This is a genomic window from Pandoraea anhela, assembly GCF_902459655.1.
Classification (GTDB): domain Bacteria; phylum Pseudomonadota; class Gammaproteobacteria; order Burkholderiales; family Burkholderiaceae; genus Pandoraea; species Pandoraea anhela.
In genome coordinates this window covers 112,538-125,609 of the sequence record NZ_CABPSB010000017.1, presented here as the reverse complement: position 1 = coordinate 125,609, position 13,072 = coordinate 112,538, and the positions used below count along the sequence as shown (strand labels likewise).

The 13,072-nt window shown below is 65.0% G+C and carries 11 protein-coding genes; 4 read left to right on the top strand and 7 right to left on the bottom strand.

The genetic code is table 11. From position 1 onward, the window contains the following. Window positions 1–10: 10 nt before the first annotated feature. The 6 genes from PAN31108_RS20455 to PAN31108_RS20430 all read right to left on the bottom strand — a co-directional run bounded on the left by PAN31108_RS20455 (window position 11) and on the right by PAN31108_RS20430 (window position 6,064). Window positions 11–244 (bottom strand): Fis family transcriptional regulator, encoded by a 234-nt coding sequence (locus PAN31108_RS20455; RefSeq protein WP_150670601.1) that lies wholly within the window; start codon window positions 242–244, stop codon window positions 11–13. After that, window positions 241–1,269 carry a tRNA dihydrouridine synthase DusB gene (dusB, locus tag PAN31108_RS20450; RefSeq protein ID WP_174995074.1) on the bottom strand — a complete coding sequence of 343 codons (1,029 nt, stop codon included), beginning with the start codon at window positions 1,267–1,269 and terminating at the stop codon, window positions 241–243. The genes PAN31108_RS20455 and dusB overlap by 4 nt, the downstream gene beginning before the upstream one ends. A 110-nt stretch (window positions 1,270–1,379) precedes the next feature. Next, window positions 1,380–2,735, bottom strand: a complete 1,356-nt coding sequence (locus PAN31108_RS20445; protein ID WP_150670599.1) for a UbiH/UbiF/VisC/COQ6 family ubiquinone biosynthesis hydroxylase — start codon at window positions 2,733–2,735, stop codon at window positions 1,380–1,382. Between the two features lie 39 nt (window positions 2,736–2,774). Further along, entirely contained in the window at window positions 2,775–4,106 is a 1,332-nt protein-coding gene (locus PAN31108_RS20440) for an aminopeptidase P N-terminal domain-containing protein (protein WP_150670598.1), read from the bottom strand. 121 nt (window positions 4,107–4,227) lie between these two features. Then, window positions 4,228–4,968 carry an N-acetylmuramate alpha-1-phosphate uridylyltransferase MurU gene (murU, locus tag PAN31108_RS20435; RefSeq protein WP_150670597.1) on the bottom strand — a complete coding sequence of 247 codons (741 nt, stop codon included), beginning with the start codon at window positions 4,966–4,968 and terminating at the stop codon, window positions 4,228–4,230. Between the two features lie 10 nt (window positions 4,969–4,978). Further along, complete coding sequence (locus PAN31108_RS20430) at window positions 4,979–6,064, bottom strand: aminoglycoside phosphotransferase family protein (RefSeq protein WP_246184058.1); 1,086 nt, start codon at window positions 6,062–6,064, stop codon at window positions 4,979–4,981. Window positions 6,065–6,149: 85 nt separating this feature from the next. On the opposite strand from PAN31108_RS20430, the gene PAN31108_RS20425 reads away from it, so the two are divergent. From PAN31108_RS20425 to rsmA, 4 genes are read left to right on the top strand one after another with little or no spacing between them, the layout of a single operon-like run. Next, window positions 6,150–8,591, top strand: coding sequence for an LPS-assembly protein LptD (locus PAN31108_RS20425; protein WP_174995073.1), 2,442 nt, complete (start codon window positions 6,150–6,152; stop codon window positions 8,589–8,591). After that, the gene (locus PAN31108_RS20420) at window positions 8,584–9,951 is read left to right on the top strand and encodes a peptidylprolyl isomerase (RefSeq protein WP_150670595.1); all 1,368 of its coding nucleotides are present in this window, start codon (window positions 8,584–8,586) and stop codon (window positions 9,949–9,951) included. Before PAN31108_RS20425 ends, PAN31108_RS20420 begins: the two co-directional genes overlap by 8 nt. A 40-nt stretch (window positions 9,952–9,991) precedes the next feature. Then, the gene (gene pdxA / locus PAN31108_RS20415) at window positions 9,992–11,116 is read left to right on the top strand and encodes a 4-hydroxythreonine-4-phosphate dehydrogenase PdxA (protein WP_150670594.1); all 1,125 of its coding nucleotides are present in this window, start codon (window positions 9,992–9,994) and stop codon (window positions 11,114–11,116) included. Window positions 11,117–11,126: 10 nt separating this feature from the next. Further along, the gene (gene rsmA / locus PAN31108_RS20410) at window positions 11,127–11,960 is read left to right on the top strand and encodes a 16S rRNA (adenine(1518)-N(6)/adenine(1519)-N(6))-dimethyltransferase RsmA (protein WP_150670593.1); all 834 of its coding nucleotides are present in this window, start codon (window positions 11,127–11,129) and stop codon (window positions 11,958–11,960) included. On the opposite strand, the gene PAN31108_RS20405 is transcribed toward rsmA, so the two are convergent. Next, window positions 11,935–12,825, bottom strand: a complete 891-nt coding sequence (locus PAN31108_RS20405) for a DMT family transporter (protein WP_150670592.1) — start codon at window positions 12,823–12,825, stop codon at window positions 11,935–11,937. The two genes, rsmA and PAN31108_RS20405, sit on opposite strands and share 26 nt — an antisense overlap. Window positions 12,826–13,072 lie beyond the last annotated feature (247 nt).

The following is a 13,072-nucleotide window of genomic DNA, read 5'->3' as shown; positions in this document are numbered from 1 at the left end:
AGCGAATCCCTTACAGCAGACCGTGCTGCTGCAATTTCTTGCGCAGCGTGTTGCGGTTGATCCCCAGATACTCCGCGGCGAGCGACTGGTTGCCGTCGGCCTTGCCGAGCACGAACTCGAGCAGAGGTTTTTCGACGACCGAGACGACCATATCGTAGACATCGTGTGGTCGTGCGCCGTCCAGATCACGGAAATACATATCCAGACTCTCGCGCACAGATTGTTCTATGTTTGCTTTGCTCATGCGGCTAATAGCTCCCTCGGAGATTCTTGTTCATAGCAGAGGCGGTCCGAGTGCGCCTTCTGCTCTTCGAAAAACTCGTTGACCGCAGCCAACTGTTCCTGCGTGGTGTCGAGCGTATTCATACGCTGGCGGAACGTGGCTGCCCCCGGCAGGCCACGCGAATACCACGCGATATGCTTACGCGCGGTTCGTACACCGGTGTACTCCCCATAGAACTCGTAATGGTCCTCGAGGTGTTCGTTCATGATCTGCTGGATCTCGTCGACGCGCGGCGGCAGGGCGATCTCGCCCGTCGTGAGAAAAAGTTCGATGTCGCGGAACAGCCAGGGGCGGCCCTGCGCCGCCCGGCCGATCATGATGGCGTCCGCCCCCGTGACTTCGAGCACGTGTTTCGCTTTTTGCGCCGAGGTGATGTCGCCGTTGGCCACGACCGGAATGCGCGCTGCGGCCTTCACGGCGGCGATGGTCTCGTATTCGGCGTCGCCATGATAAAGATCGTCACGCGTGCGACCATGCACCGTCAGCATGCTGATGCCGCAGTCCTCGGCGATGCGCGCGACGGTAAGTGCGTTCTTGTGCTCGCGATCCCACCCCGTGCGGATCTTCAGCGTGACCGGCACCACGTCGCCGACTGCGCCCACGACGGCGGACACGATGCGTGCGACCAGCGGTTCGTTCTGCAACAGCGCCGAGCCGGCCGCCACGTTGCAGACCTTCTTGGCCGGGCATCCCATGTTGATGTCGATGATCTGCGCGCCGCGCTCGACGTTGTAGCGGGCGGCCTCGGCCATCATGGCCGGGTCCGCGCCCGCGATCTGCACGGAGATCGGCGCGACTTCGCCCGCGTGATTGGCGCGGCGCATCGTCTTCTCGCTCTTCCACAACTGGGCGTTGGAGGCCACCATTTCCGAGACGGCATAGCCCGCGCCCAGTCGTTTGCACAACTGGCGGAACGGCCGGTCCGTCACACCCGCCATGGGGGCGACGAACAGGTTATTGCGGAGTTCGTGGGGACCGATACGCACGATGAAGGGGAAAAGCCGGGAAAAAGATCGCTATTTTACTGCGAAAACCCGTCCCCGTCGCCTAAAAAATGTGCAATCTTTCGCGCGATCCCGTCGGCAAAGCCCCTGACTCAGCCGCGCTGGCCGAACATCATCTGGCGTGCAAACGCCGTTTTCAGCGGGGGAATGAGGTCCAGACTGGCGAGCGCCATGCCGCGCAATCGGGCCACGGGGGTGGCGTCGATGCCGAACACACGGGGCAGCAGATCGGTAATGCGGATGGTCAGCCCGCGGTCGGCGCGACGGCGTCGCGCGAAGGCGGCCAGCGCAGCCGGGCCGGGAACGCCCCGGTGGGCTGCGGCCGAACGGGCGTCGCGCACGAGGGCGTCGGCGAGGTCGAAGGCGTCGCGCAGGCCGAGATTCAGGCCCTGACCGGCGACCGGATGCAGCGTTTGCGCCGCGTTGCCGATGGCTGCGACGCGGGCGTCGACGACTTGCCCGAGCGCGTTCAGACCGAGCGGGAAACCGGCGCGTGCGGTAATCGATGTGAATTTACCCATTCTGTCGCCGAACGCCGTATGCAGTTCGTCCAGGAATGGGGCATCCGCCAGTTCGCGGCGGCGTTTGGCTTGCGCATGCGAGCAGCACCATACGAGCGCGTAGCCGTGTTCCTGCGGCAGCAGCGCGAGCGGGCCGTCGGACGTGAAGCGCTCCCATGCCCAGCCGACACGCGGTCGCTCGCATGTCACGAAGCCGACGAGGGCCGTCTGTCCGTAATCGCGCGCGCGCGGGCGCGTCGCCTGCCCCTCGAACAAGCCGCCTTCGGCATTGACCGCGAGCGTGGCGTGCAGCGTGTGCGCGTGATCGTCGACCGACGCGCGAAGCGTGATCGTGACTTGCTGGGCGTCCTGGCGCAGCGCTATGGCGCGGTACGGGCGGAAGTGATGCAGGCCCGGGATGTCCGAGTCGAGCACGTCGATGTGCGGGGCGTGCGAGGGGGGTGAGGTGTGCGAGGGGGGCGGCGTGTGCTCGACACGGGCGGACAACCTGGCGCTCGCCGAGTCGAGCGCTCGCATGAGCGCGCCATACCGCACGACATAGCCGAGTGCCGGAACGCTGTGCTCGAGCGCGTCGATCTGCGTGCTGCCGAAGCGCTGCGCCTGCGACACGTGGATATGCTGGATCGGCGTATTCGGCAGCGCGCCGGGATCGTGCGGCCAGGCGCCGGCGCGCGCGAGGATTTCGCGGCTGCCATGCGACAGCGCGAGGGTGCGCGGGTCGTCGTAGCCGGCCTGCGGGCCTCGCCCGTCCACCAATGCGATGCGCAACTGGGGGGCGCGTTGCGCAAGCAGCAGCGCAAGCGTGGCGCCCACCGGGCCCGCGCCGACGATGGCGACGTCGAAACGCCCGGCCGGGCGCGGGGGTGCCGCCTGCGCTTCGGCGTGCTCGGTGATTTCTGCGCTTGCGGGAGCCTGAGCGTTCGTCATCGGTCGTCTATGCATTCGCCATGCGTTGCCCGTCAATCATCAGCCGCGCATGAGCGCTTCGATCTCGTCGGCGTCGACCGGCACGTCGCGCGTGAGCAGCGTGCAGCCGTCGGCATTCACGATGGCGTCGTCTTCGATCCGGATACCGATGTTCCAGTAGCGCTCGTCGATGTCCGGGCCCGGCCGCACGTAAATGCCGGGCTCGATGGTCATCGCCATGTTGGTTGCCAGTGTGCGCCACGGGCGCTCGCCGTTCGGACCGTCTTCGCGATACTCGCCGCAGTCGTGCACGTCCATGCCGATCCAATGCCCCGTGCGGTGCATGTAGAAGCGGCTGTAGGACTTGTTGGCGATGACGTCGTCGAGGCTGCCCACGGCGTCGCGCTTGAGCAGGCCGGTGTCGAGCATGCCCTGTGCAAGCACGCGCACTGCGGCTTCGTGAGGCGCGTCGAAACGCACGCCGGCGCGGGTCGCGTCGATGGCGGCCTGTTGCGACGCCAGAACGATGTCGTACAGCTCGCGCTGGGCGGGCGTGAACTTGCCGTTGGCGGGGAACGTGCGGGTGATGTCCGACGCGTAGCCGTCGAGCTCGCACGCGGCGTCGATCAGCACGAGGTCGCCGTCGCGCAGTTCGGCGTCGCCCGCACGGTAATGCAGCACGGTCGCGTTCGCGCCGGTGGCGACGATCGAGCCGTACGCGGGGAACTGCGAACCGTTGCGGCGGAATTCGTATAGGAGTTCGGCTTCGAGATGGTATTCACGCAGCCCCACGCGCGACGCCTTCATCGCGCGTACGTGAGCGTCCGCCGAAATCTTGCCGGCGCGCGCCATGATGTCGAGTTCGGTGCGGTCCTTGATGAGACGCATCTCGTCGAGAATCGCGCGGATGTCGCGCGCGGCCGACGGGGCCGACACCCCTGTGCGGCTCTGGGCACGCACCGCGCTCAGCCAGTGGCGCACCTGACGATCCTGCTGGGCCGACGCGCCCAGCGCGTAAAACAATGCCGGCGCATCGGCCAGCAGTTGCGGCAGGCGCGTATCGATGTCGTCGAAGGGATATGCGGCGTCGAAACTGAAGGCCTCGCGCGCCGCTTCCGGCCCGTAGCGGTAGCCGTCCCAGATCTCGCGCTCTTCGTTCTTCGCGCGGCAGAACAGGATCGACTGACCGGTGCGGCTGTCGAGCACGACGACCGCCTCGGGTTCCGTGAAGCCGGACAGATAGTAGAAATAGCTGTCGTGACGGTACGGGTAGTCGCTGTCGCGATTGCGCGGCACTTCCGGCGCGGTCGGCAAAATGGCGACACCGCCACCGGCCTTGCGCATCTGTTCGATGACTTGCTCGCGGCGGGCACGGTACGGGGAATCAGACATCGCGGGCTCCATTGTCGGGGGATGGGTTCGGAATTAATCGTGCGTTCGGGCTTGCTGACGGTCGTGCGTTCGGTCTCGCGTGTTGGATTTCGCGTGTTGGATCTCGCGTTTACCGGCCCGTTCAGGCGATTCTACTGCCGGGGGCGAGGTCGTGCCGCGCGCGCACTTCGGCGTCGAGCGCGGCAAGCTGTGCCGGGGTGCCGACGTTTTCCCAAACGCCGTCGAAGCGCTCGCCGCTCGCCAGTCCTGCGGCGATCGAGCGCCGGTACAACGGCGTGAGCGCCAGGCGCGTGCCCGGCACGATGCCGTCGAACAGACGCAGATCGTACAGCGCGATATTGCCGAACGTGAGCGGTGTGGCGTCTGGCGGGGCCGTATCCGGCGGGTAGAGGCGACCCGCCGGGTCGAGGGCGAAGTCGCCTGCCGGATGAAACGCCGGGTTGGGCACCATCACGAGATGCATGCCCGGCTCGCGCTGCGCGGCGAGACGTTGCGCTTGCGGGCGAAGCGTGGCGTAGTCGAAGGTGGTGAAAATGTCCCCGGACACGGCGAGAAACAGGTTGCCGGCGCCTTCGAGCAGCGGCCGTGCATTCGCGATGCCGCCCGCCGTCTCCAGCGCCTCGGCTTCGGCCGAATAGGCGAGACGCACGCCGAACGCGCTGCCGTCGCCGAGCGTGGCTTCGATCTGCGCGCCCAGCCAGGCGTGATTGATGACGATGTCGGTGAAGCCTGCGCGCCGCAGTGCCTCGATCTGCCAGACAACGATCGGCTTGCCGCCCACGCGCAGCAGGGGCTTGGGTGTCGTGTCCGTGAGCGGACGCATGCGCTCGCCGCGTCCGGCGGCGAAAATCATCGCCTTCATGCGATAGGCCTCAGAACGTGTAACCGACGTCGACCCGCTGACCGGTCAGTTCGTCGAGCAGCTTGGCCAGCGGACGCAACGGCGCGTAGCGATCGGCGACCTTGCGGGCGTAGTCGAGAAAGCGCGGCGTATCGGCGAGATAGCGCGGCTTGCCGTCGCGATAGTTGATGCGCGCGAAGATGCCGAGCACCTTGAGGTGGCGTTGCAGCCCCATCCACTCGGCCTGACGGTAGAACTCGCCGAAATCGGCGTCGACCGGCAGACCGGCCTTACGCGCACGCTCCCAGTAATACGCCAGCCAGTCGAGCTGACGTTCCTCGTCCCAACTGAGGAAGGCGTCGCGCATGAGCGAAATCACGTCGTAGGTGAGCGGGCCGTACACGGCATCCTGGAAGTCGAGAATGCCCGGTCCCGTCGTGCCGGGCAGGCCCGGCATCAGATTGCGCGGCATGTAGTCGCGATGCACGAACACCTTGGGTTGCGCGAGCGCGTTCTCGATGAGCAACTGATTGACGCGATCGAGCGTGGCGCGCTGCGTGTCGTTCAGTTCCACCTTCAGATGCTTGCCGACGTACCAGTCGGGGAACAGATCGAGCTCGCGCTGGAGCAGCGCCGTGTCATAGGCCGGCAGCACGTCCGGACGCGAGCTTTGCTGCCAGACGATCAGCGCGTCGAGTGCTGCGCGCATGAGCGGACGGGCGTTGTCGTCGTTGAGCACGTCGAGATACGTCTCGCGTCCAAGATCCGTGAGCAGCAGGAAACCCTGTGCGAGATCCTCGGCCAGCACCTTCGGCGCTTGCAGACCCGCTTCGGCCAGCAGACCGGCGATGTGCACGAACGGGCGGCAATCCTCCTGCGGCGGCGGTGCGTCCATCACGATCAGGCTCGGATGCGCCGGATCGTGGCTGCCGATGCGGAAGTACCGGCGGAAGCTCGCGTCGGCCGACGCCGGCGCCCAATTCGCCATATCGAGCGAGAACGCGCCGGATACGCTGCATAGCCAGCGGTGAAGGGCTTGCAGGCGGGGATCGGTGGTGTCGGCGAGGGCGCTGGAAGCGTCCGAAACACTCGCGGATGCGGTGGGGTGTGCTGTCATGATGGGGGCGGTAAACGTCTTGCCATATAATACCCGATCATGTTTTCCAGACGCCCTGTTTCTCGACCTCGATCGACCGTCCCGAATGTCCCGGCAAAGCCGTCTGGACAAGCGGGATTGGCTGCCCGCAAGCGGCGCCACGATTGTCACGCTGTTTGCGTACATGCCGGATAAACAAGTCCATACGAATGAAGTTTCTTCGCTGCGGCGCATGATGCGCACGCGGCGTAAGCCACTGGCGCTCCTGCTCTCCCTGCCGGGGGTGTGGTGTTCGCTCGCCGGTGCGCAGGAAGCGCCCCCGCCCGATATTGCCAAGAGCGACGGTCTCGTGCTCAGAACGGTGCCGGCGCTCGTCGATAACCCGCTCGAAGCCGGCGACGATGTGCCGTTGTACGTGCGAGGGATGAATCTGACGGGCCGCACCAACGTCGACGGTACCGTCGACGGCGACGCCGAAGCGCGCAAGTACCGCTCGTTCGTGAAGGGCGATCGCCTGACCTACGATCAGGACTCGGACGAAGTGGTCGCGCGCGGCAATGCGCGTCTGTCGCAGGGCGGCAACCTGTTCACCGGCCCTGAAGCCCATATGTATACCGGCGCGGGTGACGGCTACATGCTCACACCGACGTACCGGCTCGTGTCGGGCGGCGGCGGCAAGTCGGAGCGCGCGGATATCGAGGCGAATAATGTCGTCACGATGCAGCGCGGCACGTATTCCGGCTGCGCGACCTGCGAGGAAGACGGCAAGACGCCGGCCTGGTACATCAAGGCTTCCGAGTTCGAGTTCGATCAGGAGCAGCAGGAGGGCACCGCGTACAACGGCGTGCTGTTCTTCCAGGGGGTGCCGATTCTCGCCAGCCCTTACCTGTCGTTCCCGACGTCCAGCGAGCGTCGTTCCGGTTTCCTCGCGCCGACGTTTACCCAGTCGAGCCGAACCGGTTTCGAGCTGGCGACGCCGTACTACTTCAATATCGCACCGAACCGCGATCTGACGATCACGCCGCGCTTCATGACGAAGCGGGGCGTGATGCTCAATGGCGATTTCCGATATCTGGAGCCGACGTATGCCGGCCTGTTCCATATCGAGTACCTGCCGAAGGACCGGGTCACGGGCGACGCACGCTACACGTTCACGTTCCAGCACAGTCAGGCGCTGGGCTACGGCGTGAACGCCTACGTCAACTTCACGAAGGTCTCGGACGACACATATCCGGACGACTTCGGCTCGGGCACGAACTTCCAGACGGGCGTGCAACGCGTGTATAACCGCGAAGCCGGCCTGACGTGGAACTACGGCGACTGGTCGTTCCTTGCGCGCGTGCTGAAGTACCAGACGCTGTCGCCCAGCGTGCCGCAATACGAATCGGTGCCTGAACTGTCGGCGACGTATAACAAGCTCGACTTCCACGGCTTCGATTTCACGATGCCGATCCGGTATAACCGTTTCCAGATCGCGTCCTGGACGGGGCAGCCGAACGGCGAGCGGATCTTCGCGCAGCCGACCCTGAGTTACCCGATCCTCACGCCCGGCTACTTCGTCGTGCCCAAGGTCATCTTCAACGCGGCCTCGTATAACGTCGATTATCCGAACGGTTCGACGATGCGCTCGTCGATCACGCGCACGGTGCCGACGGTCAGTCTGGATACCGGTCTGACGTTCGAGCGCCCGCTCACGCTGTTCGGCACGGCGATGAAGCAGACGTTGGAGCCGCGTTTGTTCTACGTCTATACGCCATATCGCAATCAGAGTTCGATTCCGATTTTCGACAGCGCGGTGGCCGACTTCAACCTCGCGGAAATCTTCAGCGAGAACTCGTTTATCGGCGTCGACCGTATTCAGGATGCGAACCGTGTCACGGCCGCGCTGACGTCGCGCCTGATCGATGCGGACACCGGTGTGGAACGCGGCCGTGTCTGGTACGCCCAGCGCTACAACATCCAGCAGTCGCGTGTGACGATGCCCGGCGGTGTGCCGGAAGACTCCGGCGTGTCCGACTTCCTGGTGGGCGGTTCGGCGCTGCTATACCAGAACATCACGCTGAGCTCTGCGGTGCAGTACAGCCCGAGCACGTCGCAGTTCAACCGCTCGGACGTCGGCGTGACGTGGCGACCGGGCGAGCGCAAGGTGTTCAACCTGTATTACCGTTACCTGCGTAACCCGCCGCCCGTGGTGGGACAAACCGCATTGAGCGTCTCGCCGATCAACCAGATCGAACTTTCCGGTCAGTGGCCGATCACACCGCGATTCGGCATCGTTGGCCGCCTGAACTACAGCATTACGGACAAGACGTTCATCGATGCCCTGGCGGGTTTCGAGTATGATGCCGACTGCTGGGCCTTCCGGGTGGGGCTCCAGCGCTACGCGACCAACGCCACGACGACGACTTCGCGCATTTTCGCGCAGTTGGAGTTGAAGGGCTTGACCAAGTCCGGCAACAGCGCCACAGAAGCCTTCAAGGTCGGGGTGCCGGGCTATCAACCGCCGCCGACGAACCAGATTCCTTCTCGATTCAGCAACTATGAATGACATGTTTGTGAAGCGTGCCTCGCTGCTCGCGGGTCTGTGCCTCGCCGCCGGCGTGGCGGTGGCCCAGCCGGCACCGGTCAGTGTCAGGACGGCAGGCGCGCCCGCGTCGTCCGCACGTGCGGTCGATTCCATCGTCGCCGTGGTCAACGACAGCGTGATCACGCGCAAGGAACTCGACACGCGTATCGAGGAAGCCAAACATCAGCTGACGCTCGCCAAGCGCCCGATTCCGGACGCCGACCTGCTGCAACGTCAGGTGCTCGAACAGATGATCGTCACGCAGGTGCAGCTCCAGCGCGCCAAGGAAGACGGCATCGTCGTGAAGGATGCCGACGTCGAGCAGGCGTTGCAGCGCATCGCCGCCGACAACCGTCTGAGCGTCGATCAGTACAAGGCGCGTCTGTCGCAGGCCGGCGTGCCGTGGGACGCCTTCCGCAAGGAAGTGCGCGAGCAGATCATCATGGCGCGGCTGCGCGATCGCGAAGTCGACAGTCAGGTGCAGGTCAGCGACTCGGAAATCAATACGTATCTCGCCGCACAGCGTGGCGCGACGGCTGCACCGGCCGAGACGGAATACCGTCTGAGCGAAATCATCGTGAAGCTGCCCGATGGCGCCACGCCCGATCAGGTCAGTGCTGCTCAGAAGAAGGCGGCCGAAGCGCTTGACAAGGCGAAGTCCGGTGGCGATTTCGCCGCGCTCGCCAGGCAGTATTCGGACGCTTCGGATGCCGCGAGCGGCGGCGACATGGGCTTCCGCATTCCCGAGCGCATTCCCGATCTGTACCTGAATCAGATCCAGAAGCTGAAGCCGGGCACGGTCGTGCCGCAGGTGCTTCGCAGCAACAACGGTTTCCACGTCATCAAGGTGATCGAAACCCGTAAGCAGGGTGGCGATCAGGGCATGACCGTGCCGCAGATTCATGCGCGTCACATCCTGATTCCGGTCGGCGATGGGGTGTCGGACGAAGCGGCCCGTAAGAAGCTGCTCGATCTGAAGACGAAGATCGAAGCCGGTCAGCTCGACTTTGCCGTGGCGGCCCGCGAGAACTCGAAGGACGGCTCGGCGTCCCAAGGCGGCGATCTCGGCTGGATTTCGCCTGGCGAGACGGTGCCGGCGTTCGAGCGCGCAATGTCCGAACTCAAGGACGGTCAAATCAGCGATCCGGTGCGCTCGGAGTATGGTTATCACCTGATTCAGGTGCTGGGCCATCGCGAGTCGCAAGTGTCCGGCGATCAGGAGCGCAACCTTGCCATGCAGGAACTGCGTGGCCGCAAGGCCGAGCAGCAGTACCGCGACTGGTTGCAGCAACTGCGCGACAGCGCTTACGTCGACTATCGTCTGAGCAACGCGCAGCAGTAAGCGCCGCTAAGACGTTTCTCGATACCCTCTCTTTTCAGGCATGACTTCCGACCGGTCCTTCGTTCTCGCCATCACCACGGGTGAACCGGCGGGCGTCGGGCCGGAGCTGACCGTGCAGGCGCTCGTAAAGTGCCTCGCCGCGCCGGAACCGTCCGCCGTGCCTGCGGCTTTCGCTGCCGCTTCGACGACTTCCACTTCGACGTCTTCCACTTCGGACCAGTCGCTCGCCCATTGCCGGTTCGTTGTGCTCGGCGACGCTTCGCTGCTCGCCTCGCGCGCGCAGGCCGTGGGGCTGGGCAACGCCTGGCAGGCGCTACTCGACGGTGGCCGAGTGCGCGTCGTGCATCACGCGCTTGCCGTTCCGGCGACCCCGGGGCAGCTCGACGCCGCCAATGGCCGCTATGTGCTGGCGTTGCTCGACGACGCCATCGATGGCGCGCTCGCGGGGACGTACGACGCCGTTGTCACGGCACCGTTGCAGAAAAGCACGATCAACGACTGCGGTGTCGCATTCACCGGCCACACGGAGTATCTCGCCGAGCGCACGGGCACGCCGCGCGTGGTGATGATGCTCGCCGGCGGTGGCCTGCGCGTTGCGCTCGCAACGACGCATTTGCCGCTCGCGCAGGTGCCGGGGGCGATCCGTCGCGACGACCTGCTGCAAACGCTCGTCATCCTCAATCACGATCTGATGCGTCATTTCGGCGTCACACGTCCGCGTATTCTCGTGACCGGTCTCAACCCGCATGCCGGCGAGTCGGGCTACCTCGGTCGCGAGGAAATCGACGTCATCACGCCGGCGTTGGAAGACGCCCATGCCGCAGGCATCGACGCTCGCGGCCCGTACCCCGCAGATACCCTGTTCCAGCCGCGTCACCTCGAAGGTGCCGACGCCGTGCTCGCCATGTACCACGATCAGGGCCTGCCAGTGCTCAAGTACGCCAGTTTCGGCGCAGGCGTGAACATCACGCTCGGTCTGCCGATCATCCGTACGTCGGTCGATCATGGCACTGCCCTCGATCTCGCGGGCACGGGGCAAGCAGAGAGCGGCAGCCTTCTCGAGGCGTTGCGCACTGCCGCGACGATGGCGGCCAATGCCGCAACACACGCACAACTGACCGCGAGTGCGAGCGGCGATCCGCACGCCACCCAACCGCGTTCATAAGGAATTTCACATGAGTAGCGCATCGAAGCGCACGGGCGTCCAACAGGGCCACGTGGCGCGCAAACGTTTTGGTCAGAACTTTCTCGTCGATATGGGCGTGATCGACGCGATCGTAAGCGCCATCTCGCCGCGCAGCGACGACCTGATGGTCGAAATCGGGCCGGGGCTCGGCGCGCTGACGACACCGCTGACCGAATGGCTCGCGCATCTGCATGTCGTTGAACTCGACCGCGATCTGGTCGCACGTCTCACGCGCAAGTTCGGTGATCGCGTGAGCGTTCATGCGGGTGACGCCCTCGACTTCGACTTCGGCTCGCTCGTCCCGGCAGACCGCCACGACGAAGCGCCGCTTCGCATCGTCGGCAATCTGCCGTACAACATTTCCAGCCCGCTGCTGTTCCATCTCATGCGCTACGCCGCGCTCGTGCGCGATCAGCACTTCATGTTGCAGGACGAAGTGGTCGAGCGCATGGTGGCGCCGGCCGGATCGAGCAACTACAGCCGGCTGTCGGTCATGCTTCAGTATCGCTACTGGATGGACAAGGTGCTCGACGTGCCGCCCGATGCGTTCAATCCGCCGCCCAAAGTCGATTCGGCCGTGGTGCGGATGATCCCGCGCGCGGTGGCCGATTTGCCGCAGGTCGATCTGGACGTGTTCGAAGCGGTCGTCGCACAGGCATTTTCACAGCGTCGCAAAATGCTGCGCAATACCCTGCACAGCTATCGGGACCGTGTCGATTTCGATGCACTGGGCTTCGACCTCACGCGTCGCGCCGAAGATGTGCCGGTGGACGAATACGTGAACCTCGCGCGCGCGATCAGCGGCGCCGGTTCACAAGGCTGATCCCGGCGAACACGAGCACCACGGCGCCGCCGAAGCGCCAGCCGACGGATTCGCCGAGAATCAGCACGCCGAACGTCACGCCGAAGAGCGGACTCAGGAACGAGAACGACGCGAGACGGGCGGCGCTGTAACGTGTGAGCAACCAGAACCAGATCAGATAGCTCGCAAACGCCACGCCGACCGCCTGATACACGAGGCTGACCCACGCGGTGGCCGTCATCGGTCCGATCGTCACATTTCCCGTGACCAGTGCGAGCAGGCACAGGAGCACGGCCGAGACGGCAAGCTGGTAAAGCAGCGTCTTCGCCGGTGCCGCCGTCGCCAACCGCGAGGCGCGCACGACCACCGTCGTCATTCCCCACAACACGCCAGCGAGGATCGCCAGCAGATCGCCCGGCCAGGTTGTTGCGAGGGTCGCGCTGCTGCCGTCGGAGAACGCCACGACGATGCCGAAGAACGCGATGGCCATGCCGAGCCATTGGGCAGGCCGCAGCCGTTCGCTCGGCACGGTCCAGTGCAGTCCGATAGCGGTGAAGCACGGCGCCGAATACAGGAAGACGGCCATACGCGAGGCGGTGGTGTGGGTGAGGCCGACGAAGATGCAGAGGAATTCGAGCGAGAACAGCACGCCGGCAAGCAGCCCGGCGGGCAGGGTGCCGTCACCGGTGATGAGGCGCTGACGCCGCCACAGCATCCACGCGCCGACGAGCACTGTGGCGACCGCGGAGCGCAAGCCGGCCTGCAAGACGGCCGGCACCACCGGGACAGCCAGTTTGACGGCGACTTGCTGGCCGCCCCAGATCATGCAAAGGCCAAGCATGATCGCGAGCGCGGTGGCGTCGATCGGACGCGGTGTGGTTTTCATGGAATTGGTTCGGATGGCGATGTGTCGTGCGCGCGATGCGCAGGCCGACCATTGTCACCGATCCTGATATCGCATGCATCATTCCGGCACCGTCAATGCGAGTAAAGTTGACGGCCGGTCTCTCCGGATGCTGTCGTCATTGTTGCGTCGCGCGACACAATCTCTCCCCGGATTCCCGGTTTATTCGTACCGGAGGCATCGCTACAATGCTCCGCGAGGCGGCGCTTGCCCGCCCGATTTCACCCTC

Coding starts and splice junctions, on each gene's coding strand:
- PAN31108_RS20425 (WP_174995073.1), top strand. CDS start 6,150: ATGTCCCGGCAAAGCCGTCTGGACAAGCGGGATTGGCTGCCCGCAAGC.
- PAN31108_RS20420 (WP_150670595.1), top strand. CDS start 8,584: ATGAATGACATGTTTGTGAAGCGTGCCTCGCTGCTCGCGGGTCTGTGC.
- PAN31108_RS20455 (WP_150670601.1), bottom strand. CDS start 244: ATGAGCAAAGCAAACATAGAACAATCTGTGCGCGAGAGTCTGGATATG.
- rsmA (WP_150670593.1), top strand. CDS start 11,127: ATGAGTAGCGCATCGAAGCGCACGGGCGTCCAACAGGGCCACGTGGCG.
- pdxA (WP_150670594.1), top strand. CDS start 9,992: ATGACTTCCGACCGGTCCTTCGTTCTCGCCATCACCACGGGTGAACCG.
- PAN31108_RS20430 (WP_246184058.1), bottom strand. CDS start 6,064: ATGACAGCACACCCCACCGCATCCGCGAGTGTTTCGGACGCTTCCAGC.
- PAN31108_RS20405 (WP_150670592.1), bottom strand. CDS start 12,825: ATGAAAACCACACCGCGTCCGATCGACGCCACCGCGCTCGCGATCATG.
- PAN31108_RS20440 (WP_150670598.1), bottom strand. CDS start 4,106: ATGTCTGATTCCCCGTACCGTGCCCGCCGCGAGCAAGTCATCGAACAG.
- PAN31108_RS20445 (WP_150670599.1), bottom strand. CDS start 2,735: ATGACGAACGCTCAGGCTCCCGCAAGCGCAGAAATCACCGAGCACGCC.
- murU (WP_150670597.1), bottom strand. CDS start 4,968: ATGAAGGCGATGATTTTCGCCGCCGGACGCGGCGAGCGCATGCGTCCG.